Source organism: Martinezella miluonensis, from assembly GCF_900094545.1.
Taxonomy (GTDB): domain Bacteria; phylum Pseudomonadota; class Alphaproteobacteria; order Rhizobiales; family Rhizobiaceae; genus Rhizobium; species Rhizobium miluonense.
The window spans coordinates 58,946-83,666 of record NZ_FMAH01000029.1; the positions used below are offsets into that span (position 1 = coordinate 58,946).

Here is a 24,721-nt window from a genome sequence, read left to right on the forward strand (position 1 = left end):
GGGAAGATTTATGACAGATGAAGAAATACACCAAAGCGATGAGTTGACGCCCCGTCAGGCCAATATCGTCAAGATTGTTGGCGAACACGGTTATGCGACGCTCGAAGCGCTGTCGCAGCGTTTCGACGTTTCGATGCAATCGATCCGGCGCGACATCATTCATCTGGACCGGTTACGGCTCCTGCAAAGATTCCACGGGGGAGCCGGCCCAACGGAAGCAGAGGTCCGGCTAGGCTATGGCGAGAAGCGCTTACGCGCCGCAGACGCCAAGACCAGGATCGGGAAGGCTGCTGCGACGCTCATTCCCGACGGGGCCACGATCTTCCTCGATGTCGGCTCGACCGTCGAAGCCGTGGCTCGAAACCTGCGTGGCCGCCATGCGGACCTGCGCGTGTTCACCACTAGCCTCGCGACCGGGATGATCCTCGCAGGAGAGGCGGATCTTGAACTTCACGTTTTCGGCGGCAGGTCCCGTGGCGCAGACGGATCGCTGGCCGGCGCCGCGACGATCTCCGGAATTTCCGCTATCCGCTTCGACATGGCTTTCCTTGGCTATTCCGGCTTCGACGATGATGGCAGTGTCATGGACTACGACCTCGAGAAGATCGCGGTAAAACAGGCTGCCATTCGTCGCTCCGACGCGGCCATCATTGTTGGCGACCAATCGAAGTTTGAACGGCGCGCACTCGCACAGGTAGCACCTCTGACGCTGCTTACAAAGCTCGTTACCGACGGGCAACCTCCGGAAAGGCTGAGCGAACTCTTTGATTCTGCCGGGCTTGAGGTCGTTACGCCGTGAAATCCTTCCTCGCTTGCTCCGATTGTCCGGCTTTTTAAGGCCGATCTTGGCAAACTCAAATGGGATCGCGGAGCTGGCAACCGGAACATCATATAGCCCGGCAAATATCCTCGCACTACTGACCCAGCAGGCGGCTTAGTTTGAAGCGTCCCGTGGTCCAGCCCGAAGGGTTCACTCCATCCTCGGCTCAAAAGCCATGTCTCAAAGCCCGGGTCATGAATGGATGTATATGGACCCCGCCCGATTGCAACAGGTCTGGCAAACTTTGGATATCAGGTCACAACTGCGGACGTATATTCGGCTTCTTGATGCAGCGCGATATTCGCCACTGCGAGCCTCGATGGGTTTTCGCTCGCTTCCACCTCAATGCCCCCAAGACATTGGCACAACGCCATGCCGGTCCACACATCAGGTTTGAGAAGCGACGGGAGTGACCGTTTTCCATCTCCTGCCGTTTGCTGCAATTGTCAGGCATGTATCTCCATTTTGATATGCTCTCGTCAGGCAGCGCTTCCCACGGATCGCTGCATCTCATAATCCTCGTTTCCCGACAGCATGGCCCAGACGATGCGAGCGTTCTTATTGGCGAGTGCGACGGCGGCAACATTAGGATGACGCCGGAGACGAAGCTTGCCGAGCCAAACGCTGCGCGGATCTTGTTTGCCGCCAGCTCGAGCCAAGGCCGCTCGAGCACCATGGATCAGCAATGTGCGTAGATAACGATCTCCTCGTTTGCTGATCCCAAACAAACGCTGACGACCGCCACTTGATTGCTGTCTGGGCACCAAACCCAGCCAGGCCGCAAACTGCCTTCCATTTTTGAACGATGATCGATCGCCAACTGCTGCAATCAGGGCTGTTGCTGTGACCGGTCCAATACCCTCGATTTTCGCAAGGCGCTGGCATTGTTCGCTACCGCGGAAGATCTCGCGTAGCCGGAGATCGAACGACTTGATTCGAGCGTCCAGTTCCGTCAGTTCCGCATATAATTCCCGCATCAGCGACCGGAGCAGGTCACAGAGTTCCTCGGCGCTATCACCAACGATTTCCGCCAGGCGCCTACGAAGCTGCGCGATGTCGCGAGCAACAACAATGCCATGCTCAGAAAGCAAACCTCTGATCTGATTGACGAGCCGCACTCGATCACCAATGAGCCGCTGGCGGATCCGATGGACGGCCTGCATCGTCAGCTGATCGGCGGACTTCGGCGGGACAAAGCGCATCGATGGTCGACTAATGGCCTCGCAGATCGCTTCCGCATCGTTTTGATCATTTTTATTCGATTTGACATACGGCTTTACAAATTGCGGACTGATGAGCCGAACCTCATGCCCCAGCGCTTTCAACGTTCTCGCCCAATAATGCGCGCCATTCGAAGCTTCCATACCAATCAGGCACTTTGGCAGGTTAGCAAAGAACGTGGAGACCGCATCTCGTCTCAACCGCCTGCGCAAGACGATCTTGCCGTGAATGTCCACGCCGTGAACCTCGAAGACGTACTTGGCAAGATCGAGACCAATCCGAACGACCGACATGGCAATCCTCCTTCTTGTCCGTTTCGGAGTTGTCAAGCCTGCGCCCGATGGCGGGCGGGGTCCATACCATTGCCCCCGTTCATGCAAGCAGTTCTTCGAACGATTTTGGACGTGTGATCGGGTGCGGTCATGTATCAGGCCTGTTGTGCGGCTCGAGTATGACCGCTGGCCGGTATGGAGCTACGCGGACCTGGTGCAAAATCAGTTCTACGAGCTCGTGGCTCACTGACCCGGATGCCTTCCCAGACCCACTCTCACCGATCTTTGTCCTTACCGTCCGTTGACCTCCTCACACGCCGACGTTCCGTTCTCGCCCCAGCTTAGCGCTTTGCTATGCCGCAGCCAGACCGGGATCCCTGTAGTTCTCATTCTTCGTCATCATCGCCCAGATCGACCGAGCCATTTTGTTGGCGAGGGCTATCGCAACGAGCATGCGAGACTTGCGGGCCAACATCCGTGCCAGCCATGAGTTCTCGGGAGGGGCTTTGCGGCATGCCCATCTGATAACTGTCATCGCTCCAATGATCAGAAGCCGCCGGATGTCGCGCTGCCCCATCTTCGACGTTCGGCCGAGGACCTGCTTTCCACCGCTCGAATGCTGTTTTGGGACCAACCCGAGCCAGGCTGCAAAATCTCGTCCCTTCCTGAAGGTGGTCATGGTGGGGGCAAAGGCCTCAATCGCCATTGCAGTGATCGGCCCCATTCCCGGCATGGACATTAGCCGGGTCGTGCTCTGCGAGCTTTTTGCTTCCGATCTGAGCGCCTTCTCCAAGCTGACAATTCGAGAGGAGAGCGCTTCAATTTGATCAAGATACAGCCGAGCTGGTTCAACGACTATGAGTTCGAGGCCAGCGTTGTCGTCTTCGACAACCTGCGTCAGCACGGTCAGGTTTGCGATCCCCTGCGGCGCGATGATCCCATGTTCAGCAAGGTGCGCGCGCAGAGCATTGATGAGCTGCGTTCTCTGACGGACGAATAGGTCGCGCGTGCGGAAGATCATGGAGCAAGCCTGCTGGCCTTCAGTCTTCGGAACCACGAATCGCATCGATGGACGCAGAGCGGCTTCAACGATCGCCTCGGCGTCGGCTGCATCATTCTTCTGCCGTTTGACGAAGGGCTTTACGTACGCGGGTGGTAGCAAGCGAACTTCATGGCCGAGCTTCCCGATCTCACGTGCCCAATAGTGCGCGGTAGCACAAGCTTCCATCGCAACAATGCACCGCGGCAATTCTGCAAAGAAGGCCAGAACCTGGCCGCGCGACAGCTTCCTGCGTAGAACAACGCCGCCATCGCCTCCAGCCGCGTGAACCTGAAATACCCGCTTTGCAAGGCCCAGGCCGACAATGCTAACTTCCTTCATGGATGCTCTCTCCTCTAAGTGACGTTTTGGCGAACATCACTCTGGCACATTGCGATGCCGTCGGGCGGGGTCCATATACATCCACTCCATCAGTTCTCAGCGGAAATCAACACCCGCACTCCGGATCGATACAGGCACATAGGTTGGCATCGCCAATAGAAAAATAGACCATGGTTTCCGGACCAAGTGGCTCTACCAAATCGATCTTGGCCTCAACGTCTGCGAGACCCGGGCGCTGTTGACGATCGCTGATCGATTCCGGCCGCATGCCGAAAACGACCGATTTTCCGGCATGGCGCGCATATTCGTTGACGCGCGCGTCCGGAACGGCAAGGGAAGTGCCGTCCTCCAGAATAACAGCGAGTCCCTTGCCGCTCGAAGCCAATTGTGCCGGAAGGAAATTCATCGCGGGCGAACCAATGAAGCCGGCGACGAACTGACTGACGGGGCGATGATAGAGCTCCTGTGGTGGTCCCGCCTGTTCGATCACGCCACCGTTCATCACGACGACCCGATCGGCCATTGTCATGGCTTCCACCTGATCATGCGTGACATAGACTGTTGTCGTCGGCAGGAGTTGATGCAGGCGCTTGATTTCCGTGCGCATCTGAACGCGCAGTTTTGCATCGAGGTTGGAGAGCGGCTCGTCGAACAGAAAGACCTTGGGATTGCGTACGATGGCACGGCCCATAGCGACGCGCTGGCGCTGCCCGCCCGAGAGTTGACCGGGCCGGCGCTCCAAGAGTTCCCAAATATGTAGCGTTTCGGCCGCGCGCTGGATGCGGGCGCCAATTTCAACTTTGGCAAGCTTCTGCTGTTCGAGGCAAAAGGAGATATTCTGGCATCGTAATGTCTGGATGGCGCCCGCTTGGCAAGGTGCTTTTGGAAGATGCTGAGCTTTGCGGGTCGGGTGCAGTCATGTCTCCGGCCTGTAAGCGCGGTTTGATACGACCGCTGGCCCTGATGTTTTCCGCGTGAACCGATCCCTATCAACTTACCGCGCTTTGGGGCGCTATACGATGCCACGGGTTCTTCAGTTCGTGCGATCCATTCCGCTTTCGCCTTCACATCACTCCATTGTCACGCCGCCAACTTTTGTGCCCTATGGGCAGTTCCGGTAATGCCTGGTCTATTGGGTAGCAAGATTCGGCTCGTAATGACCGGCTCTGGTCATGATCGCCCACGCGATGCGCGCCATTTTATTGGCCAAAGCGACGGCCACAAGCTTGAAGGATTTCTTCGCCAGCAAGGCTCTTGCCCAGTCCCCTAGTGGCGATTTGGTCTTGCCATTCTTGATGCTGTAGAGAGCGGCATGTGCTCCGACCACCAGTAGCTTTCGCAGATGCCGGTTGCCCATTTTGGAAATCCGTCCGAGCTTTGGCTTGCCGCCGCTCGAATATTGTCGAGGCACCAACCCTAGGAATGCCGCGAACTCTCGTCCACCCGCGAACAAGCCCGGATCCGGAATACTCGCCGACAGAAATGACGCCGTGATTGGCCCGATACCGGGGATAGAGGCAAGCCGAAGACTGACATCATCTTTGCGGTATATGGCGAGGATCTCCTTATCCAGTTTGACAATCTCAGCTTCAATCCCAATCAGCGCATTTGCCAGCGGCTGCAATGCGAGCCGCATTGTGTCCGGGAGAGCCTCCTCATTGGAACCTTGGTCCATCCTTTCCAGGATTAAAAGAAGTTCTCCAACATTGCGGGCACCTTGCGCGACAACTATTCCCAGCTCGGCAAAATGTCCGCGTAAGGCGTTCATCAAGGCCGTTCGCTGCGAGATCAGCAGCTCTCGCGCACTGTGCAGCATCAGTGTTGCCTGCTGCTCTTTGCTCTTCACCGACACGAACCGCATCGAAGGACGAACCACTGCTTCGCAGATCGCTGCCGCATCAGCGGCATCGTTCTTATGCCTTTTGACGAAAGGTTTGACGTAGGCCGGTGAGATCAACCTTACATCATGTCCCAGTTCTATCAGCGTGCGCGCCCAATGATGGGCTGTTGCACAGGCTTCCATGCCGATCAGGCAGGGCGGCAGCTTTGTGAAGAAGGAAACCATCTGCGCTCGACGTAAAGCCTTGCGTAGAACGATCTGACCCTGCGTATCGACACCGTGGACCTGAAAAACATTCTTTGCGATATCAAGTCCGATTGTCGTAATATCGACCATGGTGGATGGCTCCTCTCTCGGGTTTTGCAAAAAACCATTTTGGCACATTCGATGCCGTCCGAGGGCGCCATCCACCACATCAACTTAACGCCGCGAAGTCAGGAGCTGGGAATGGTGCTTCGGCGCGCGCGCGCTGGTAGGGCCGGAAGCAATCCGAGCGGCAGAGAGGCGCCTCCGGCAACGACAAGTAGGATCCGGTCGAAGAAGACGGCCGGAGTGCGTCATGTACACATGTGCACTGCAACAACGATTGCCACTTGCAATGTTTATAAAAATGTCTATCACTAAACATATTGCTAAACATGAGAATTGAGGAGTTCATGTAGGCATTCTCTGAAATTGGTGAGCTTGCACGTCGGCGGGGAGCCGGCCTTTGGTTCTGGGAGGAACTTATGCAAACGATATCGAAAGCCCTTGTCGGGCTGGCCTCGGCATTCATCATGTCGTCAGCGCTGCCCAATCTCGCAAAAGCCGACCAACTTACACTCTGCTGGGCTGCTTGGGACCCGGCGAACGCGCTTGTCGAACTCTCAAAAGATTTCACTGCCAAGACCGGCACCGAAATGAAATTCGAGTTCGTGCCCTGGACGAGCTACGCGGACCGCTTCCTCAACGAATTGAACTCCCACGGAAAGCTCTGCGACCTGATCATCGGTGACAGCCAGTGGCTCGGAGGATCGGCGGAAAACGGTCACTACGTCAAGCTCAACGACTTCTTCGACAAGGAAGGCATCAAGATGGATGACTTCGTGCCGGCGACGGTGGTGGGCTACTCGGAATGGCCGAAGAATACGCCGAACTACTGGGCGCTGCCTGCCATGGGCGACGTGGTCGGCTGGACCTACCGCAAGGACTGGTTCGAGCGGCCGGAACTGAAGAAGGAATTCAAGGAAAAGTATGGCCGGGATCTCGCCGCCCCGAAGACCTACGACGAGCTGAAGCAGATTGCCGAATTCTTCCAGAAGCGCCAAATCGACGGCAAAACCGTCTATGGGGCGTCGATCTACACCGAACGCGGCTCCGAGGGCATCACCATGGGCGTGACGAACGTGCTGTACGACTGGGGTTTCCAGTACGACAACCCGGACAAGCCCTATCAAATGGAAGGCTTCGTGAATTCGCCTGACGCGGTGAAAGGTCTGGAATTCTACAAGGCGCTCTATGATTGCTGCACTCCGCCCGGCAGCTCCAACGTCTACATGGTCGAGGCCGCCGATGCCTTCAAATCCGGCCAAGTGGCAATGCAGATGAACTTCGCCTTCACCTGGCCGGGCCTCTACAAGGACGAGAAGGTCGGCGGCGACAAGATCGGCTTCTTCCCCAACCCTGCTGAAAAGAAGCATTTCGCTCAGCTTGGCGGACAGGGCATCTCCGTCGTCTCCTATTCCGGCAAGAGGGACGCCGCTCTGCAGTACATCAAGTGGTTCGCCCAGCCTGAAGTCCAGGCCAAATGGTGGAAACTTGGCGGCTACTCCTGCCTGAAATCGGTCGTGAACGCGCCGGACTTTGCCGCCAGCCAGCCCTATGCTCAGGCGTTCTTGGACTCCATGGCAATCGTCAAGGATTTCTGGGCCGAGCCAAGCTACGCAACCCTCCTCCAGGATATGCAGAAGCGTGTTCATAACTATGTTGTGGCCGGCAACGGCACCGCTCAGGAAGCGCTTGATGGACTGGTCAAGGACTGGTCGGAAGTCTTTAAGGACGACGGCAAGATCTAGTGTCCACCTCGACGCGCAACATTCTTGCCAGAATGGCGGCCCGGATCGCCAAGACTGCCGGGCCGCCAGATGTCTCACATACGCAAAGACCAGGTGACATCTTGAACATTTCCTCTTCATCCGTGGTCGAGAATGCAGCAGACGCGACCGCAAGGGCGACGCCAACATCGGTCGCTCGCCGCGTCCGCGGCCTGTCCGATCGAGCGATCGCCTGGGTGTTCATCACCCCCACCATCATCCTTCTTCTCGCCATCAACATCTTCCCGCTCATCTGGGCTATCTATCTCTCGTTTACGAACTATCGCGCCAATCGTCCAAATGCGCCGGTCCAGAACGTCGGATTGAACAATTACGAGCGTGTCCTGACCGACCCCGACATCTGGCAGGCGATGCAGACGACGGCGCACTTCGTCTTCTGGACGATCCTGCTACAGACGGTGATTGGCTTCACGCTCGCCTATCTCATCGACCGCAAGTTTCGCGGCCACGCGTTCTGGACGACGCTGATCCTGATCCCGATGATGCTGTCTCCGGCCGTCGTCGGCAACTTCTGGCGCTTCCTCTACGAGCCACAGATCGGCCTCTTCGCCTACGCCGTCTCTCTCGTCACCGGCATCCCGACAGCCAACATCCAGATGCTCGGCAGCGTCTCTCTGGCACCTTGGGCGATCATCATCGTCGATACCTGGATGTGGACCCCCTATGTGATGCTGATATGCCTTGCAGGTCTGCGCTCTATTCCGGACTACATTTACGAGGCTGCCGAGGTCGATCGTGCCTCTGCATGGCGTCAGTTCTGGTCGATCACCGTGCCAATGGCCCTGCCCTTCATCATGCTCGCGGTGTTGTTTCGCGGCATCGAGAACTTCAAGATGTTTGACATGGTCACGCTGTTGACCGGCGGTGGCCCGGGCTCGACCACCGAAGTCGCCTCCATCACGCTAAAGCGTGCTGCCTTCGAGAGCTGGGCAACAGGTCGGGCCTCTGCCTTTGCCATTGTCCTCTTCGTGGCCGTATTCGGCCTCGCCAACATCTACGTCAAAGCACTCAACAGGGTGAAGCAACGATGAGCTCCGTCACGTCAGCCCATTCGGTCGTAGAGCCGAGCCCAACTAGCAAACGCGTCGCGGGCGCCATCGTGATCCTCTACACCTTGATTACCCTGGTCCCGCTCGTCTGGATTTTCCTGACCAGCATCAAGTCACCGCCGGATTCCATCAGCTATCCTCCCAAGATCGTTTTTACACCGACGCTGGAAGGCTATTGCAACCTTCTGACGACCAGGACGCGCCAGACGCCGGAATACATCGCCTCCCTGCCCGTACCGACCAGCACCTGCGATGAGGTGACCCGCAAGCGAAACATGGTGATCGCAGGCCCCTCCAACTTCCTGCCGCGTTTCGTCAATTCTCTGGTGATCGCCTTCGGCTCGACGTTCCTCGCGGTCTTTCTGGGAACGCTCGCCGCTTACGGCTTCTCCCGCTTCAGGGTGCCGCTCGCCGACGACTTGCTCTTCTTCATACTCTCGACGCGTATGATGCCGCCCATCGCCGTCGCCATCCCGATCTATCTAATGTACCGCGAGCTTGGCCTTTCCGATACAGCACTGGGCATGATCTTGCTCTATACGGCCGTCAACGTCTCGCTTGCAGTCTGGCTGCTCAAGGGCTTCATCGACGAGATCCCGCGGGAATACGAGGAAGCCGCGATGATCGACGGCTATACCCGGCTCCAAGCTTTCTGGAAGGTTGTCCTGCCGCAGGCAACCACGGGCATCGCCGCCACCGCGATCTTCTGCCTGATTTTCGCGTGGAACGAGTATGCCTTCGCGGCCCTGCTGACATCGGGCGAAGCACAGACGGCGCCACCCTTCATTCCGACCATCATCGGCGAGGGCGGTCAGGACTGGCCGGCGGTCGCTGCGGGAACGACGATCTTCCTCATCCCCATCCTCGTCTTCACTATTCTCCTGCGCAAGCAGCTCTTGCGTGGCATTACCTTCGGAGCGATACGCAAATGACGCACCTCATCGAAACACCGCGCCCTTCCCGCCCGAAGCGTCCCTTCTTCCTGCGCCGCGGTCCGATGGAAAACATCGCGACCACACTGATTGCGATCGGATTTCTCATGCTCTTCCAGCCGTTCCTGCTGGTTCTCTATACCTATTCGCTGGTAACGCTGCTCGCAGGCACGGCCATGTTCATCATCGTCTCGAAGTTCCCGGAGTGAGCCATGGCGGACATCAGAATCGAAAATCTCCGCAAGCAATTCGGCAGCTTCGTCGCGGTGCAGGATTCCAGCTTCGTCATCCATGACGGCGAGTTCCTGGCACTGCTCGGCCCGTCTGGCTGCGGCAAGACGACGACGCTTCGCATGATTGCCGGACTTGAACTTCCGACCAGCGGCAAGATCCATCTTGACGGCGAAGACGTCACCTTCAATCGCGCCAGTGCCCGGGACATAGCCTTTGTGTTCCAGCTTTTTGCGCTCTATCCACATATGAACGTGCGCAAGAACATCGGCTTTCCTCTGCTCTCCCAAGGCATGCCAAAGACGGAAATCCGCCAGCGCGTCGAGGAAACTGCGCGGCTGCTGCAGATCGATCATATCCTCGACAGATCCGTCTCCGGACTTGCCGGCGGCGACCGCCAACGCGTGGCTCTCGGCCGGGCGATCGTGCGCCGTCCGAAGTGCTTCCTGATGGACGAACCCCTCGGCACGCTCGACGCTGAATTCCGCGAAGTCATGGTCCACGAACTGCGCGAACTGCACAATCGCATCCATGCGACGACGGTTTACGTGACGCATGATCAGCACGAGGCCATGGCGATGGCCGACAAGATCGCGGTCATGAACCATGGTGTCATCGAACAATTCGGCACGCCGCAGGAAATCTACAGCAAGCCAGCCACCATGTATGTCGCGGATTTCATTGGTTCGCCGCCGATGAATTTCATGCGCTTCACCTCGGGCCTTCAGACGGGAGCACGGTCGATATCGCTTCAAGGTGTCGATGTCAGCATTCCCGAGGTGCACCAGGACTTGGCCGAAGCCGAACTGGCGCTTGGTGTCAGGCCCGAACATATTCGCTTCAGCGACGCCTCTCCTTTGCGTGGAGCGGTCTACGGCAGCGAATATCTCGGGACCAATCAGGTTGTGGCAATCGAGACGTCGAGCGGCGTCATCAAGGCCCGGGTCCCGGCAAATCGCAACTTTCGTATCGGCGAGACGGTTGGTCTTGAGTTCAACCCGGCCAAGCTCGCGCTGTTCGATTGCAAGTCGGGCCGGGCCATTGCTTCGGCACTTTATTCGGAGGCACAGCATGGCTGACGTCGCTCTCAAGGGCCTCAACAAGCGTTTTGGCGATACACAGGCTCTCGCTGATTTGGACCTTTCGATCCGTGACGGTGAGTTCGTCGTCCTGCTTGGGCCAACGGGCGCCGGGAAGACAACGACGCTGCGCCTCATTGCCGGCCTGGAGCGCCCCGACAGCGGCCGCATCGAGATAGGCGGCCGCAACGTCGCAGGCGAAGCTCCAGCCGACAGGGACGTCACATTCGTCTTCCAGCAATATTCGCTCTATCCGCATATGACGGTCTACGACAACCTAGCCTTCCCGCTACGAGCGCCAGCGCGCAAGCTCAGCAGCGAAGAAATCGACCGGCGCGTGCGGGAAATTGCGCGCATGGTCAGGATCGACCATAAGCTGGAGAACCGTTCAACACGACTATCGGGTGGCGAAATGCAGCGCGTTGCAATTGGGCGGGCGCTGGTGCGCCGTCCCGCCATCTATCTCATGGACGAGCCACTCTCGTCGCTCGATGCAAAGCTACGTGCGGAACTTCGCCTGGAACTCAAGCGGATCCAGAAGGAGCTCGGCTCGACGTTGCTCTATGTAACCCACGACCAGGTCGAAGCCATGACGATGGCGGATCGGATCGGCATTGTTGCGGGAGGAAGGTTGTTGCAGGTCGGAACGCCCCGCGAAATCTACGGCAATCCTGCCAGTCTTCATGTCGCTGCCCGTCTTGGCCAGCCACACATCAACCTATTGCCCACCGATCTTCTTCCTGGCGCCAATCCGCCCCCCGGGACCAAGACGATCGGCGCGCGAACAGAGCATCTCGATATCATCATCGACCCGAACGCCAATGCCCAAATCGACTGGATCGAACACCTGGGAGACCAGAACCACCTGCACATCCAGGTGCATGACCACAAGCTCGTCACGCTTGCCGATCCATATCTCGCGATCAGGCCAGGTGATCGAATAAGCCTGACGCTGCGCGATCCGCTCTATTTCGACGCCAGCGGCCAGCGCCTCGGATAAGCTACGGAACGAACAAACGCACCAGCAAGAAAAGACGGGTCTCACTCCATGAAACATTTCTTCAATCGCCGGGAAACCATCGTTACCGAAGCTCTGGACGGCCTGCTCCTGACAAGCAGCGCAGGCCGACTTGCCCGTCTAGATACCTTTCCCGAGATCAAGGTGATCCTGCGCGCGGACTGGGATAAGTCGAAGGTTGCAATCATCTCCGGCGGAGGAGCCGGTCATGAGCCTTCGCATGCCGGCTTCGTCGGCAAGGGCATGCTCACCGCGGCCGTATCCGGCGAGATCTTCGCCTCGCCCAGCGTCGATGCGGTGCTGACAGCCATCCGCGCGGTCACCGGCCCCAAGGGCGCTCTCCTGATCGTCAAGAACTATACGGGTGATCGTCTGAACTTCGGCCTTGCCGCCGAGAAGGCGCGTGCCGAAGGATTCGATGTCGAGATGGTGATTGTCGCCGACGACATCGCAATCCCTGGCATCAACCAGCCGCGTGGCGTTGCCGGTACGCTGTTCGTGCACAAGATCGCCGGCTATCACGCCGAAGCCGGCGCGGACCTGGAGACGGTCGCAGCCCAGGCGGCCGCCGCAGCCCATGACATCGTTTCGCTCGGCATGTCGCTTTCGACCTGCAGCGTGCCCGGTCAGGCGCATGAAGATCGGCTTGGGGCCGAGGAAGGCGAACTCGGTCTTGGCATCCACGGCGAGCCAGGGGTCGAAAGCATTGCGCTGCAGCCCGTTGCCGATCTGGTGGCCACCATGATGAACCGGTTGGCCGCCAAGATTGAGGAGGCAGAAGACTATGCGCTTCTGATCAACAACCTTGGCGCGGTGCCACCGCTCGAGATGGGCGTTATCGCCAATGCAGTGCTGTCCTCACCTCTTTCCGGCCGTGTTCGACTGATCATCGGGCCGGGACCGATGATGACCGCACTCAACATGAACGGCTTCTCACTTTCACTGATCCGGGTGGATGCCGCTCGCGAAGCCGCACTGAAGGCCGCAGTCCAGCCGCATGCCTGGCCACCGGCCACCGAACGGCACGAGATCGCGATTGTTCCCGCACCGCGGGTATCCGTGCGGCAAGCAGCGACGTCGGCCAGCGACGACAGTCGGAATCGTCGCTTATTGACGGCGCTTTGCGAGCATCTGATTTCCCTCGAGGCCGAGCTGAATCGCCTGGATAGCCGCGTCGGCGACGGTGACACGGGTTCCACCGTGGCGACAGGAGCCCGCAGTATTCTTTCCCGCATCGACACGCTGCCGCTAAAGGATCCCGCCGCCACCATGGCCTCGATCGGTGAGATCCTGAGTACGAGCATGGGCGGCTCGAGCGGCGTGCTGCTCTCGATCTTCTTTACAGCCGCATCCAAGGCCATGACGGAAAAGACTGATATCGCTGCCGCCCTGCTTGCGGGGCTCGATCGTATGACGTTTTATGGAGGGGCCGGCGTCGGCGACCGCACGATGGTCGACGCACTGGCACCAGCGCTCTCTGCCTTGACGTCAGGTGATGTCGCGGCAGCGGCAAGGGCTGCGGCAGCCGGCGCCGAGTCGACGAAGGCAATGCGAAAAGCAAAGGCCGGCCGCGCTTCTTACGTTGGAGAGAAGGATCTGGAGGGAGTGCCGGATCCGGGTGCGGTGGCTGTCGCAAACGTATTTAAAGTTGCAGCATCGCTGACATAGCTGGCGCTGCTGCTGGGAGGGTAAGAGGTGCACGCAGAACCAGTTCTTCTTGCGGGATTGATTGAAGTTTGCCGTGCGACGATTGTGGCAAACAGCGATCAACTCTGCGCACTGGATCGCGCAATCGGTGACGGTGATCATGGAACCAATATGCGGCGCGGCTGTGAAGCGGTTAGCGCCGAAGAGGCAACAGTCTCAAGCCTTCCCCTGCCTGACGCGCTGGAAAGGATAGGCCTGACACTGGTGATGAGCATAGGCGGCGCGGCCGGCCCGCTCTACGGAACGCTGCTAATGGAAATGGGCCGCGAGCTTCGCAAATCAGATCAAGGACAGGACTTTTCCTTGGCGTTAAAGCAGGCCATTGATGCCGTTGCCCGTCGCGGGCGTTCGCACCCTGGAGACAAGACCCTGCTCGACGTGCTGTACCCTGTGCAAGACGCACTTGCGCACCGCTCGCCATTGACCGATATCGTGCGTCGGGCGGAGCTTTCCGCTGGATGTACCGCCGCCATGAAGGCAATGCGCGGCCGGGCAGCCTATCTTGGAGAGCGTTCGATCGGCCACGTTGATCCGGGCGCATCGAGCTGTGCTCTCCTGACAATTGCTATCTGCCGTTACCTTGAGGAGCACCGCCCGGCATGAGTGAGAAGACCCCAAACGTCGGGATTGTGATCGTCTCCCACTCGCCGCTGGTCGCCCGAGGTACGGCCGATATGGTACGGCAGATGGTGGGCGACAGCGTGCCGCTCGCCTGGTCGGGCGGCAATAGTCACGGAGAGCTCGGTACGGATGCGGGCGGTATCCTGACGGCCATAGAGGAGGCCTGGTCAGAGGCAGGGGTCGCCGTGTTCGTCGACCTTGGCGGGGCCGAAACCAACAGCGAGATGGCTATCGAAATGCTCGGTTTGCCGCGCGCAAAGCTCATCTCGATCTGCAATGCTCCAGTGGTGGAAGGGGCGGTCATCGCGGCTGCCGAGGCCTCCGGCGGGGCGTCGCTGGCAAAGGTTGTGGCGACAGCAGAGGAATTGTCACCCTGATGAGCGGCGGATTGCGCATAGGAAACCGGGAGGCCGAACAAGTGCATGCTAGTTGCCAGACGGAGGTCGAAGTGAAGCACGGGGTAGGCTTGCACGCCCGCCCCTCGGTAACATTCACGCGGCTGGCAAAGTCGTTTCCCTGCTCGATCGAAGTCGCGGTCAATGGCAGCGACGTCTGGCTGAATGGCAAGAGCATCATCAAGATCATGGGTGCCAGGATCCGCAAGGGTTCCATGCTGAAAATCCGCGCCGACGGAATTCTAGCAGAAGAGGCAATCCGGGCACTGAAGGACCTCATCGAGCGCAACTTCGATGAAGAAAAGAAACATGGCCGCACCGCTTAGATTGAAAGCTACGAGCGCCTCTCCGGGGGTCGTATCCGGGCCGGCCTATATCGGGGAGCTGCCGACCGCCGCTGCCCCGTCACAATCGGCCGTTTCGGGGCACGCAGAGCTGGCAATGGCCATCGAAACCGCTATCGACCAGCTTCAGAACCTTGCCACGGGCGCGGACGCAGAAGGCGGCGACATCATCGATTTTCAGCTCGAAGTGCTTCGTGATCCGACGATCGCCGAAATGGCAGGCGCGCGTATCGATGCGGGCGAGAATGTCGTATTCGCGTGGGTCGGGACACTTGACGGGCACATCCGTGAACTGGAGAGTGCTGAAGAAGAACAGATGCGGGCACGCGCCGTCGATATTCTGGACATCAAAAATCGCGTGCTGGCGGCGCTGAAGGGCACGCCGGTATCGGATTTTCCGGCCGGATCTATCTATGTCGGCAAGGACATGGAGCCCAGCCGCTTCCTCGCACATGACTGGTCTGCAGGCGGCGGCATCGCGCTCTACGCGGGCAGTGCCGCGGGCCATGTCGCCCTTCTTGCCAGATCACGGTCGGTCCCAATGGTTATCGGTGCGGGACGTTTCGTCACAGTTGACGGCCAACATATACGCGTTGATGGCGATGCGGGCGTGATCGTCCTTCAGATGGACAAGGAGGGCGCAGCGCCAATCCAACCCGAGCATACAGCATCAAGCACACTGCCTGCTGAAGACAACGGGATGCTGCAGACAGCCGATGGCGCGCAAATTCTGTTGTCTATCAACCTCAATGCCCCCGACGAAATCGAAGGGACCGCGGCAGCGACGACGGCTGGTATCGGATTGATGCGATCCGAATTCGCAGTGGCGTCACTCGCTGATGCCGCAAACGAGGAGAAGCAACTCGCCATCTGCCGCCGCGTCCTTGACTGGGCGGGCGGCAGATCTGTGACGATCCGCATGCTTGATGTCGGCGGCGACAAGCCGCTCTCCGGCCTCACGACTTCGTCTGAATTGCGCGGCATCCGCCTTCTTCTTGCCCGGCCTGAGATTGCGCGCGTTCAAGTGCGTGCGTTGTTGCGTGCAGCCATCTTCGGTAATCTGCGCGTCATGCTGCCGATGGTGACTTTTCCGTCGGAAGTCGATGATATGCGGCAGATCTTTCTAGAAGAGGCGGCCGAGCTTGCGCGCCGGGGCGTGCCGCACCGCCTCCCTTCGATTGGCATGATGGTGGAAGTGCCGACCGCCGCGCTGATGCTCGAGCAGTTCGAAGGCGCGGACTTCTTTTCATTCGGCACCAACGATCTTGCGCAGTATCTCGCCGCCTCGACCCGCGAGGATGCCGATTTCGCCGCACACCGCGAGAAGACCGCGCAGGCTGTGCTGCGCCTACTCGCTTATGCCGTGAAACTTGCCGGCAGCAAACCGCTCAGCATCTGCGGCGACATGGCCGGCGATCCGCACCTGACAGCTGAGCTGCTCGCCGCCGGCATCCGGCATTTTTCCATGGCGCCGGCTCAACTTCCCGCGATAAGATCGGCCATCGTCGGTTTGAATGCCGACGGGACAAAGGCAGCCGGAGAATAAGATGGCGCGCGAAGAAACCGAAGACGCCATTATCGCCTACAAGTCAATTCTGGCGCAGATCATCGACAACCGACCTTCCGGAACCCGTCAGCGGCTGGCTACGGAACTGGGCAAGCATCGTAGCTTCGTCACCCAGATAACAAGCCCGAGCTATGCGACGCCTCTTCCTGCGCGGCATCTCGCGACGATCTTCCGGGTCTGTCACGTCAGCGCCGCCGAACAGGAGCGTTTTCTGGAGGCCTACCAAAATGCGCATCCCGGTAAACTGCCTGAGCTTGGCGCCTCGGAAAAACTGCGGCATCTTTCACTCATGGTCCCTGATTTCGGCGACGAGCGACGCAACCGGCTGCTGGAGGAAGCAATCGCCGATCTGGTGCAGAAGATTGCCGCAATTTCCGGACCACCGGAGTGAACGGCGTTGCGCTTGGAGCAATTCCAGGAAAAGTGCTAGGCGGTTTTCCGTCCGGGATTGCGAAAATACAAAAAAGATAGAGCGGATCAGCGTTTCCGTGAAAAGCTGATCCGCTCTAGTGCGACAAGACTGAGACGATCATCGCCTTGGGAGGGGCTTGATGAAGAAGTTCATCAACACGGCAGAAACCATGGTCGCCGAAAGCGTCGAAGGCTTTGTGCGCGCCCATGAGGAGTTCGTTGTGTTCGGCGTCGACCGCAAATTTATCCGCCGTCGCCACATAGTTCCGGGCAAGGTGGCGATCATATCCGGCGGCGGCGCGGGTCATGAGCCAATGCACATAGGCTTCGTCGGCCACGGCATGCTCGATGCGGCTTGCGTCGGGCATATTTTCACGTCTCCCACGCCGAGCCAGATCGCAAGCGCCATCGAAGAAGCGGACACAGGGGCCGGATGCGTGCTGGTGGTGAAAAACTATGACGGCGACGTCATGAATTTCGAAATGGCGGCAGAGATGGCATCCGGCCGCCACAAAATTGAAACGGTGATCGTCGGCGACGACATCGAAACGGCAAGGACAGGCGACGGGCGCGGCCGCCGTGGTATCGCCGGTACTGTGATCGTAGAGAAGCTCCTTGGCGCCGCGGCCGAACGAGGCATGACGCTCGCCGAACTGAAAGGCCTTGGCGATAGTCTTGCTCCACGCATCCGATCGATGGGCGTTGCCCTGACTGGCGTAGCGGTCCCGCACACGCAGCGCTCAACTTTCGCGCTCGGACCAGGCGAAATGGAAATGGGCGTCGGCATTCACGGGGAGCCGGGCCACTCGAGGGAGCCCTTCTCCAACGCCGACACGATCGTCAGGCATCTGAGCGAAACGGTCTACGATGACATCGCCCGAGCCGCTGGCAAGGCGTTGCTTTTCGTCAACGGACTTGGCGGCACGCCACCAGCCGAACTCTATCTCGCCTACAACACTGCCCACCAGTTCATGGTCAACCACGGCCTGCGGATCGAGCGCTCGCTTGTCGGCACTTATGCCACGTCGCTTGATATGCAGGGCCTTTCCGTCACGCTCGCTTTCCTTACTGACGAGGAATTTTCCCTGTGGGATTCGCCTGTTGCAACCGCCGCGTTGCGCTGGGGATGCTAGGCGCGTCCATTTTGATCGAGGTCATGGTTGCCGCGAAGTCGACCTGTCTTAGGAGGCGAAGGCGGATTCGGTCCGACTCCAATACGCGTGTGGTCATTTCTGAACACTCAGCCCGAGTTGCAAAGCCAGACTACGGCCAATCGATACCGATTTGTCTTCGCTGAGACGCAATCCGGGGAATTGCCGCCAAAATCCCTATCCCAAACTGCGATGCCGCAGGTTGCGCGGACATTCCGCTTGCCGAACTCGCAGGAACATGTGTCGCTTTCCATTTATTTCGGGTCTTCCTCACATTGCGTGGTTAACAGACCGTTAGTAATGACGCCTATATGGGCTGGCATGCGGACGAAATCGAAATGGTCGCCCGGTCCGGGCATTAATGTGCAGAGCGTCGTATCCAGCGATGAAGGCAAACGGGTTGTGTCTGCTTGCGGGCCAGCGTCTGGCATATGCCCAGAGTGCCGACATCAAACCAGAAGTCGGCACGGCTGGTCCTACCGCAGTCTTCAGGACCTGCCGATCCAAGGTAATGTAATGTATTGTCTTAGCTTGTGGCGTCCCGATCAGACATGAATTGCTTCTGTCAGTTAGAAGCGCATATTTGACCGATGCGCGGCAGCCAATAATTACAATGTTGGGCTAACCTTCGGAGAGTTAAAGGCTAGGAGATACCCAAATGCTTATTGCGATCGTCGACTTTATTGTTGCTCCCGAAAGCCGTGACGCGGTCGTGGCGAGGTTGCTTCAAGATAGCAAGGCCATCCGTGCTATGGAGGGCAACCTCGCGTTCAGTCCCTATGTCGATCCCGTCGATGAAAAGGCGGTTCGCGTTTGGCACGAGTGGCGGGATGTTGAGCATTTCCGAGCCTATACTGCATCGGAGATATTTAAGCAGCTCGGCCTCGTGCTGCGCCCATTGATGAAGGCACCGCCTGTTAGCCGACGGATGATGTCCGAAGTTCTTGAGACGGTCGCCTGAGGCATATGCTAATGGGCCAAACAGCCGAAGCCTACAGCGTTGCTCGGCTGTTTCCACCGACCGACCGGGCCGAATTCCGTTTCGACCGGCATTACTTGCTTTATTGCACGGCGGGTACGATGCGCCTCGAGGCGGAGGGCAAAGTCTGGTCATTGCCCCCATCGCGGGCGGCCATCATTGCCGCTGGGAGGAGCATTCATGTAACCTTGCCGCAGGCGGTGATGGCCTGTTCTGTGCTCTTCGATCGAACCTTCATTCCCGCCCCGGCCGAGGCGCTCACTGTAATCAACATGAGCCCGCTCGCGCGCGAGCTGATCCTCGCCTGCCGCAGTTGGACCGATGTCAATAAGCCGCTCGATCCCTATGCTCGGCAACTCTTCGCGACCTTAGCCGCAGTCGCCAGCCAACTCGCCGCCACACCGTCCAATGCCGCCATGCCGCTACCGCGCTCAAGCGGCGTTGCAGCGGCCATGCAACTGACCGAGCAGCAGATGGCCGACGCGCCGGACTTTGCCTCGATCGCGCGCGACGTGGCCATGACCGAGCGGTCGCTTGCCCGGCATTTTTCCGACGAAATGGGCATGACCTGGCGGCAGGCACTGCGCCGGCTACGCATCATTCGCGCCATGGAACTTCTCGGAACGAACAATACCACTATCACTCAGGCGGCGCACACTGTCGGCTACGCGTCGCTATCGGCATTTAACGCCGCATTTCTAGAGATCAGCGGCCAGACACCGACGGCCTACCGTATCGGAATACAGGGCGCCAGCCTGCCGCACGCCTAGCTGGCGCGGTGTTGATTTCCGCAACACTCTGACCCGTATTTCCATCTGACGTTGATCCATTCAGTCCCGGACATGCCATTGACGAATTAGCGACATCTATAACTGAGCGGGGGTTACGGCGGAAATGCAAAACTGGGTGAAATCACGACGCAAGTGAACAGATTACTGGCTACCACGGCTTTCCGCCATTCAGGCTGATGTCCAATACCTCGATTTTCTACGCACCGTTCGTAGTGGCCATGAGAACGTTACGACCCAAAATGTACATACCGTGGCACAGACCTATTTCAGACCAGAGAAATTCTGGAAACTGGAAGCGTTGCCCGGATCCCCTGCTCCACGGTAGATTCGCATGTCAATATTGCGAGCGGCGACCACGGATAATTCTCTCTGGAGTAAGTCGCGCAGCAATCCGCGGCAAATCGTTCGGTACGACGCAGGCCTATAATTTCGAACAACGAGCTACAAATGCGCTCCGCGCAGACTAGGTGAACCGTTTGGCGCCGTGCACGCCAGACAATCACAACGCCGTCATCTCGCCATCCACCGTCGCGAGCGCCATGGGGCGACGCAATGCTTCCGCTATCGAATAGAGCGCCACGACGATCAGGTTTGGGATCCAGGAGGTGTAAGCAAGCCATACCGACATTGCCGAGTAAGTGGGGTATCCCAGAGCGAACCCGAGGGGAATTTGCAGCCGCAACGTCACCGCGCCAAACGTCATCGCGTAGCTGAATCGCATCAACAGGCGATGAAGCGCGAATTGGCGTTGCACTGCGGCGCGCCATGCGCCGAGCGTTGTACCGAGCCAGAGTACCGCTAGAATGCCGAAGCCAAGCCCGGCAACCGGGCCGCCGGACGCATATGGCGAGGTAGCCAATCCTCCAGCTCCGGCAACCACGCAAGCTGCGACATAAACACGACCCGACCAGCGATGTGCTTGCGGATATTTTGCGCGCAGCCCCGGAATGAACTGGAAGGGGCCGAGAAGGAGGGCTATGGGCGCGATCAGCATATGCATCAGTGCCTGAATGGGCACGTGTGCAATGACGGTGCGGATTTTTGGATCAACATCAAGCCAACGATCAACCAGCACGCCGTAGTAGCGAAGCGAATAAAGCGCGACGCCTGTGGCCAGTAATATCATGATTGCGCGAAACGATGGCGCGAAATACTTCCCAACCATGAACTTGCTCGCTATCATCTTAACGGTGTTTAATTACGTTAGGACATGATTTGAACAGTGTCAAGATCAAGCCTGACCGACAGCAGGCGGCCAAGTCGGTCAGGAAGACCTATCATCACGGTGACCTGCGACGTCAGCTTATCGCCGCAGCGGAGCAGGTTATTGTGGAACGCGGCGTTGACGGCTTCACTCTGCGTGAGGCGGCGCGCCGAGTCGGCGTTTCGCCCGCCGCCCCATCGCACCATTTCAAGGACGCCAAGGGACTGCTCACGGAAGTGGCGCTGCTTGGCTTCCGAGACTTCGGAGCGGCATTGGCGGCCGCCGACAAGCGAGGTGGTCAGGATCCGATGCGGCGGCTCTACGAACAAGGGATTGCTTATGTGCAGTTTGCGCTCAGATTTCCGGCACGTTTTCAGCTCATGTTCCGCGTCGATAAGCACGACCACACCAATGCCGAATTCGTGCGCGTTTCCCAGGAGGCCTATTGCATACTCGAAAACGCGATCCGCGCCGCCACCGGCACTCCATCAGATCGGCCGCTAGGCCCTGACGGCCAGGGATTACTGGTCGCCGTATGGTCGATGGTGCACGGCTACTGCCATCTCGCATTTGGCGGAGAACTTAACAATCCTGCGCGCGGGGGCGGAAATACGGACGTGATTCTCGAGTCGCTTTTACCCTTGACGCTCAAATATCTCCCGTTGCCAATCAAGAAATGAGATCTTCGCGGTATTGATTTCCATCGCCTGGGGGCGGCCGGATCGCGGTCTGCCAGAAGTCACTTTGGAGGGTTCATCCTCAATTTCTGTGGTCAACAGAGTGCTAGCGCCACGCTTGCTATCTACGGGGATGCCAACGCAATTGAGATGGTCAGCCGGCCCAGGGGTCAAAGTTCTGGGTATCACCCTTGAAGATGAAGAAAACTGGGTTGTTTCTGCCGCCGCGAAACCTATCGGTATCTCCCCGGATCGCGGGACGCGAAGTCGGCACTGGCACGGCTGGCATAGTGTCGGAGCATTCCCGACGAACTCTCGCCGCTCAGTTGGGAGAAAGCTTACCGGGATCTATTCCTGGGGCGCGGAGCAGCAAATGTCCGAAGGCTTGAGACTCTTGCGACTTGCCGGACACCTTCTTCGGGTTGCAATATGTTCATCATTCGTTCGACCTTGGCGTACGCGGCCTTTATCAACCAAAGACAGCCACAGCGGATTTGATGGTGATGCCTCCGCTATGACTACGGCGCATTTGGCGGCCGGTAGCAGCGCGGAAGACCTGCTGCAATTGTAGTGCGGGAGGTACGCGTGACCAAAGGATCTTCTTGCTTTCCTTGCCGCTTCGGGTTTTCCGCACTGCTTGGCCGGTAACAACTCGCTGGGACCATCTGAAGCCGATTTCATGTAAATACAGGTCGGCAAGTTCCGGGCTGATGTGGTGAAAGACGCCTGCAATGGTTCGCCGGACCCGCGCATTGAACCCCTCGGCTGAATTGACGTGGACGGTATCCCGGACATATTCGCTGCTCGAGTGGTTGACCGTCTCGTGTGCGGCAAAGCTTTCGCCTATGGCAACGAATGCCTTTGCTTCATCACTCATCAAATGTGCTCGAAGTTCAACTTGTGTTGCAACTGCTCGAATGGCAGCACGCAACGAAAGGCCGGTGACGACAGCTGCACGGGCATCGCCGGCACTTGAACCCGGGGTGATATCTGTCGGTCGTTGGACGATCGCCATGACCGGCGTCTTCTCCGTCTTTACCTGTCCCTTGCGGCCTCTTCCGGGCGGTGGATCATCAGGATCCTTTCTCGCTCTGCCACCAAGATAGAAATGGTCGACTTCCACTGTGCCGTCGAGCATGTGCTCGCGCGCCACCATGAGGCGCAGCGCATGACCGATCCGCCAGGCCGTCGGTTGGCTAACGCCAAGCGTCTCGGCGAGACGGACCGAGGATAAGCCTTTATCCGACTGCAGCAACAGCCACATCGCCTTGAGCCAAGTGCGCAACGGAAGCTTCGTAGCGTGCAGGGGCGTATGTGTTGTCACGGTGAACTGGAAGCGGCAATCGCCGCTGGAGCACTGGTAAAGACCCGGCCGCGCGCGGCGCTTGCCCATGTCGCGGCCAGCTATCGCGGTCGAACGCTTGTAACCACAGGCGGGGCAGACCCTGCCATTCGGCCATACCATGCTTTCCAGCAAGCGACGGCAACGCTCCTCGTCCCGGAACGCGGCGACCATGTCTTCAACCGTCCGAATATTGGAAAGCATCGCCAGCATCGTTTCCGACATTCTCATCTCCTTCGGATCATGCCCGAAGAATCGCATTCAAATCCCTAGATAGTAAGGATATCGCTGTCTTTGGTTGATAAAAGCCGCGTACGATTTAGAGCAGTTCTTGTTCTGACCCCTAATTCAAGTTCATTCGCTGATGGCGTCGCTCAAGGGCGCCGCAGCCCCAGACGATGCCAATCAGCATGTAAAGATGGCGCCAATGGTCGGTATCGATGACGTTGCCAATGCCGACATGGCCGAGAATGACGATCCAGGCAATCATCCCGAAGGGCTGCCATGGCCTCTCCCTCAGGAGGTTGCGGAAGCCGATGTAAATGGTCCAGCAGATCATGCTAACCCAGCAGAAGAAGCCGAGCCAGCCATAGGTAGTCAGCGTCTTCAGCCAAGTATTGTGCTCGTCTTCTTCGAACATCTGACCAAAAACCAGCGGCCCTATGCCGAGCGGCCGCTCCATCGACAGCGAGAAGCCGAGACTATGGCGCTCGAAGCGGCCGAGATGTCCGCCGTCATATTCCTGCACGAGCTGTAGGCGCGTGGAAAACAGGTCGCTGACCTGCGGGAACTGCAGCGCAATGACGAGCAGCACGACCATGAGGATGATCGCCGTCAACGACATTACCAGGATGCGCAGCCGGAACTTGTTGCTGCGGTACTTCAACAGCATGCAGAAGATCAGCATCACCGAGGAGAAGGCAAACAGGCCCCATGCCGCGCGCGAGAAGGACAGGAAGATGCCGAAGGCCAGAACGAGAAGGCAGACCGCCTTGATAGGCGCCTTTTTCAAATCGCCGATCAAGAGGCCGTGGATCAGATAGAGACTGGGCGCTGCGAGATAGGGTCCAAAGACGTTCGGATCCTGGAAGGCGCCCTTGGCACGGTCATAGAGGGTGAAAATGTCGAAGCCGGGAACGGCGTGGAAATAGCCGAGGATGCCGAGGCTCGCAGTGATCAGCGCCGCCGCCACCCATGTGTTGAAAATCAGCTTCAGCCGTCTTTCGCTATCTTCGATGATGGCCGCATAGAAGATTGAGCTCAACGCGAGGAAGGTCGAGACGGCAATGTAGATCGGGCCATCGAGATGATTGCCGGCGGCAAGGTTGTGCATCTGTGTGATCGAGAGCATCCCGCCGACATTGAACGTCAGGAACAGGGCCAGAAGCGGCGCGACGCTGCGCGAGATTTTCAGGCCGAGAATGAACCATGTGCCGATGAGAAAGGCGAGCCATAGCTCGTAGGGTGCAGGCTCCGCGATGACGAAACCCGACAGGAATACCCCTATGGCGACACACGCCGTACCGATCATCCGCCAAGCGGCGAGCTGCGGCTGCGCGACGCGGAACGGTTGGAGCTCCGTGGCGGTCAATAGGC

The 24,721-nt window shown here is 58.5% G+C and carries 23 protein-coding genes and 2 pseudogenes; 18 read left to right on the top strand and 7 right to left on the bottom strand.

Features of this window, described 5'->3' with window-relative positions:
• Nucleotides 1–10: 10 nt before the first annotated feature.
• Nucleotides 11–799 carry a DeoR/GlpR family DNA-binding transcription regulator gene (locus GA0061102_RS21370; protein WP_092852973.1) on the top strand — a complete coding sequence of 263 codons (789 nt, stop codon included), beginning with the start codon at nt 11–13 and terminating at the stop codon, nt 797–799.
• 500 nt (nt 800–1,299) lie between these two features.
• Here GA0061102_RS21370 and GA0061102_RS21375 read toward each other — a convergent pair whose 3' ends face one another.
• From GA0061102_RS21375 to GA0061102_RS21390, 4 genes and pseudogenes are all read right to left on the bottom strand, one after another.
• Nucleotides 1,300–2,334 (bottom strand): IS110 family RNA-guided transposase, encoded by a 1,035-nt coding sequence (locus GA0061102_RS21375; protein ID WP_092852975.1) that lies wholly within the window; start codon nt 2,332–2,334, stop codon nt 1,300–1,302.
• A gap of 331 nt (nt 2,335–2,665) precedes the next feature.
• Nucleotides 2,666–3,694 carry an IS110 family RNA-guided transposase gene (locus GA0061102_RS21380; RefSeq protein WP_092852977.1) on the bottom strand — a complete coding sequence of 343 codons (1,029 nt, stop codon included), beginning with the start codon at nt 3,692–3,694 and terminating at the stop codon, nt 2,666–2,668.
• A gap of 112 nt (nt 3,695–3,806) precedes the next feature.
• Nucleotides 3,807–4,535 (bottom strand): annotated as a pseudogene (locus tag GA0061102_RS21385) (ABC transporter ATP-binding protein); the annotation flags it as partial.
• Nucleotides 4,536–4,823: 288 nt separating this feature from the next.
• Nucleotides 4,824–5,870 carry an IS110 family RNA-guided transposase gene (locus tag GA0061102_RS21390; RefSeq protein WP_092852979.1) on the bottom strand — a complete coding sequence of 349 codons (1,047 nt, stop codon included), beginning with the start codon at nt 5,868–5,870 and terminating at the stop codon, nt 4,824–4,826.
• Nucleotides 5,871–6,262: 392 nt separating this feature from the next.
• Here GA0061102_RS21390 and GA0061102_RS21395 point away from each other — a divergent pair, with 392 nt between their 5' ends.
• The 16 genes and pseudogenes from GA0061102_RS21395 (at nt 6,263) to GA0061102_RS21470 (ending at nt 19,881) form a co-directional block, all read left to right on the top strand.
• A complete protein-coding gene (locus GA0061102_RS21395; RefSeq protein ID WP_092852981.1) occupies nt 6,263–7,588 on the top strand; it encodes an ABC transporter substrate-binding protein in 1,326 nt (441 codons plus the stop codon).
• Nucleotides 7,589–7,689: 101 nt separating this feature from the next.
• On the top strand, nt 7,690–8,658 hold the full coding sequence (locus GA0061102_RS21400; protein ID WP_208858680.1) for a carbohydrate ABC transporter permease: 969 nt from the start codon (nt 7,690–7,692) through the stop codon (nt 8,656–8,658).
• Nucleotides 8,655–9,608: a carbohydrate ABC transporter permease gene (locus GA0061102_RS21405; protein ID WP_092852985.1), complete on the top strand. Its 954-nt coding sequence runs from the start codon at nt 8,655–8,657 to the stop codon at nt 9,606–9,608. Before GA0061102_RS21400 ends, GA0061102_RS21405 begins: the two co-directional genes overlap by 4 nt.
• A complete protein-coding gene (locus GA0061102_RS21410; RefSeq protein ID WP_016555186.1) occupies nt 9,605–9,817 on the top strand; it encodes a hypothetical protein in 213 nt (70 codons plus the stop codon). The genes GA0061102_RS21405 and GA0061102_RS21410 overlap by 4 nt, the downstream gene beginning before the upstream one ends.
• A gap of 3 nt (nt 9,818–9,820) precedes the next feature.
• Nucleotides 9,821–10,918: an ABC transporter ATP-binding protein gene (locus GA0061102_RS21415; protein WP_092852987.1), complete on the top strand. Its 1,098-nt coding sequence runs from the start codon at nt 9,821–9,823 to the stop codon at nt 10,916–10,918.
• Entirely contained in the window at nt 10,911–11,918 is a 1,008-nt protein-coding gene (locus GA0061102_RS21420) for an ABC transporter ATP-binding protein (protein WP_092852989.1), read from the top strand. Before GA0061102_RS21415 ends, GA0061102_RS21420 begins: the two co-directional genes overlap by 8 nt.
• A gap of 48 nt (nt 11,919–11,966) precedes the next feature.
• The gene (locus GA0061102_RS21425) at nt 11,967–13,604 is read left to right on the top strand and encodes a dihydroxyacetone kinase subunit DhaK (protein WP_092852991.1); all 1,638 of its coding nucleotides are present in this window, start codon (nt 11,967–11,969) and stop codon (nt 13,602–13,604) included.
• Between the two features lie 27 nt (nt 13,605–13,631).
• Nucleotides 13,632–14,246, top strand: coding sequence for a dihydroxyacetone kinase subunit DhaL (gene dhaL / locus GA0061102_RS21430; protein ID WP_092852993.1), 615 nt, complete (start codon nt 13,632–13,634; stop codon nt 14,244–14,246).
• Nucleotides 14,243–14,641, top strand: a complete 399-nt coding sequence (gene dhaM / locus GA0061102_RS21435; RefSeq protein ID WP_037198058.1) for a dihydroxyacetone kinase phosphoryl donor subunit DhaM — start codon at nt 14,243–14,245, stop codon at nt 14,639–14,641. Before dhaL ends, dhaM begins: the two co-directional genes overlap by 4 nt.
• A complete protein-coding gene (locus GA0061102_RS21440; protein ID WP_034512587.1) occupies nt 14,641–14,985 on the top strand; it encodes an HPr family phosphocarrier protein in 345 nt (114 codons plus the stop codon). Before dhaM ends, GA0061102_RS21440 begins: the two co-directional genes overlap by 1 nt.
• The gene (locus GA0061102_RS21445) at nt 14,969–16,549 is read left to right on the top strand and encodes a putative PEP-binding protein (protein ID WP_092852995.1); all 1,581 of its coding nucleotides are present in this window, start codon (nt 14,969–14,971) and stop codon (nt 16,547–16,549) included. Before GA0061102_RS21440 ends, GA0061102_RS21445 begins: the two co-directional genes overlap by 17 nt.
• Before the next feature lies 1 nt (nt 16,550).
• Nucleotides 16,551–16,961, top strand: a complete 411-nt coding sequence (locus GA0061102_RS21450; RefSeq protein WP_092852997.1) for a hypothetical protein — start codon at nt 16,551–16,553, stop codon at nt 16,959–16,961.
• Between the two features lie 160 nt (nt 16,962–17,121).
• The gene (locus GA0061102_RS21455) at nt 17,122–18,114 is read left to right on the top strand and encodes a dihydroxyacetone kinase subunit DhaK (protein WP_092852999.1); all 993 of its coding nucleotides are present in this window, start codon (nt 17,122–17,124) and stop codon (nt 18,112–18,114) included.
• A gap of 339 nt (nt 18,115–18,453) precedes the next feature.
• Nucleotides 18,454–18,672, top strand: a pseudogene (locus tag GA0061102_RS33620) (transposase family protein); the annotation flags it as partial.
• A gap of 118 nt (nt 18,673–18,790) precedes the next feature.
• Nucleotides 18,791–19,093: a putative quinol monooxygenase gene (locus GA0061102_RS21465; protein ID WP_092853001.1), complete on the top strand. Its 303-nt coding sequence runs from the start codon at nt 18,791–18,793 to the stop codon at nt 19,091–19,093.
• 11 nt (nt 19,094–19,104) lie between these two features.
• On the top strand, nt 19,105–19,881 hold the full coding sequence (locus tag GA0061102_RS21470) for a helix-turn-helix transcriptional regulator (protein ID WP_159432193.1): 777 nt from the start codon (nt 19,105–19,107) through the stop codon (nt 19,879–19,881).
• A gap of 520 nt (nt 19,882–20,401) precedes the next feature.
• Here GA0061102_RS21470 and GA0061102_RS21475 read toward each other — a convergent pair.
• On the bottom strand, nt 20,402–21,067 hold the full coding sequence (locus GA0061102_RS21475; protein ID WP_159432194.1) for a DUF2306 domain-containing protein: 666 nt from the start codon (nt 21,065–21,067) through the stop codon (nt 20,402–20,404).
• 50 nt (nt 21,068–21,117) lie between these two features.
• Between GA0061102_RS21475 and GA0061102_RS21480 the strand changes: the two genes are divergently transcribed.
• On the top strand, nt 21,118–21,786 hold the full coding sequence (locus GA0061102_RS21480; RefSeq protein WP_092853007.1) for a TetR/AcrR family transcriptional regulator: 669 nt from the start codon (nt 21,118–21,120) through the stop codon (nt 21,784–21,786).
• A 466-nt stretch (nt 21,787–22,252) separates the two neighbouring features.
• Here GA0061102_RS21480 and GA0061102_RS21490 read toward each other — a convergent pair whose 3' ends face one another.
• A complete protein-coding gene (locus GA0061102_RS21490; RefSeq protein WP_092853011.1) occupies nt 22,253–23,350 on the bottom strand; it encodes an IS1595 family transposase in 1,098 nt (365 codons plus the stop codon).
• Between the two features lie 118 nt (nt 23,351–23,468).
• Entirely contained in the window at nt 23,469–24,716 is a 1,248-nt protein-coding gene (locus GA0061102_RS21495; protein WP_092853013.1) for an O-antigen ligase family protein, read from the bottom strand.
• Between the last annotated feature and the right edge of the window lie 5 nt (nt 24,717–24,721).

Excerpts from the sequence above, each read along its gene's own strand:
- GA0061102_RS21420 (WP_092852989.1), top strand. The coding sequence starts at position 10,911 with ATGGCTGACGTCGCTCTCAAGGGCCTCAACAAGCGTTTTGGCGATACA.
- GA0061102_RS21490 (WP_092853011.1), bottom strand. The coding sequence starts at position 23,350 with ATGTCGGAAACGATGCTGGCGATGCTTTCCAATATTCGGACGGTTGAA.
- GA0061102_RS21405 (WP_092852985.1), top strand. The coding sequence starts at position 8,655 with ATGAGCTCCGTCACGTCAGCCCATTCGGTCGTAGAGCCGAGCCCAACT.
- GA0061102_RS21380 (WP_092852977.1), bottom strand. The coding sequence starts at position 3,694 with ATGAAGGAAGTTAGCATTGTCGGCCTGGGCCTTGCAAAGCGGGTATTT.
- GA0061102_RS21450 (WP_092852997.1), top strand. The coding sequence starts at position 16,551 with ATGGCGCGCGAAGAAACCGAAGACGCCATTATCGCCTACAAGTCAATT.
- dhaM (WP_037198058.1), top strand. The coding sequence starts at position 14,243 with ATGAGTGAGAAGACCCCAAACGTCGGGATTGTGATCGTCTCCCACTCG.
- GA0061102_RS21465 (WP_092853001.1), top strand. The coding sequence starts at position 18,791 with ATGCTTATTGCGATCGTCGACTTTATTGTTGCTCCCGAAAGCCGTGAC.
- GA0061102_RS21455 (WP_092852999.1), top strand. The coding sequence starts at position 17,122 with ATGAAGAAGTTCATCAACACGGCAGAAACCATGGTCGCCGAAAGCGTC.
- GA0061102_RS21415 (WP_092852987.1), top strand. The coding sequence starts at position 9,821 with ATGGCGGACATCAGAATCGAAAATCTCCGCAAGCAATTCGGCAGCTTC.
- GA0061102_RS21445 (WP_092852995.1), top strand. The coding sequence starts at position 14,969 with ATGGCCGCACCGCTTAGATTGAAAGCTACGAGCGCCTCTCCGGGGGTC.
- GA0061102_RS21425 (WP_092852991.1), top strand. The coding sequence starts at position 11,967 with ATGAAACATTTCTTCAATCGCCGGGAAACCATCGTTACCGAAGCTCTG.
- GA0061102_RS21370 (WP_092852973.1), top strand. The coding sequence starts at position 11 with ATGACAGATGAAGAAATACACCAAAGCGATGAGTTGACGCCCCGTCAG.
- GA0061102_RS21390 (WP_092852979.1), bottom strand. The coding sequence starts at position 5,870 with ATGGTCGATATTACGACAATCGGACTTGATATCGCAAAGAATGTTTTT.
- GA0061102_RS21470 (WP_159432193.1), top strand. The coding sequence starts at position 19,105 with ATGGGCCAAACAGCCGAAGCCTACAGCGTTGCTCGGCTGTTTCCACCG.
- GA0061102_RS21440 (WP_034512587.1), top strand. The coding sequence starts at position 14,641 with ATGAGCGGCGGATTGCGCATAGGAAACCGGGAGGCCGAACAAGTGCAT.
- GA0061102_RS21395 (WP_092852981.1), top strand. The coding sequence starts at position 6,263 with ATGCAAACGATATCGAAAGCCCTTGTCGGGCTGGCCTCGGCATTCATC.
- GA0061102_RS21475 (WP_159432194.1), bottom strand. The coding sequence starts at position 21,067 with ATGGTTGGGAAGTATTTCGCGCCATCGTTTCGCGCAATCATGATATTA.
- GA0061102_RS21375 (WP_092852975.1), bottom strand. The coding sequence starts at position 2,334 with ATGTCGGTCGTTCGGATTGGTCTCGATCTTGCCAAGTACGTCTTCGAG.
- GA0061102_RS21410 (WP_016555186.1), top strand. The coding sequence starts at position 9,605 with ATGACGCACCTCATCGAAACACCGCGCCCTTCCCGCCCGAAGCGTCCC.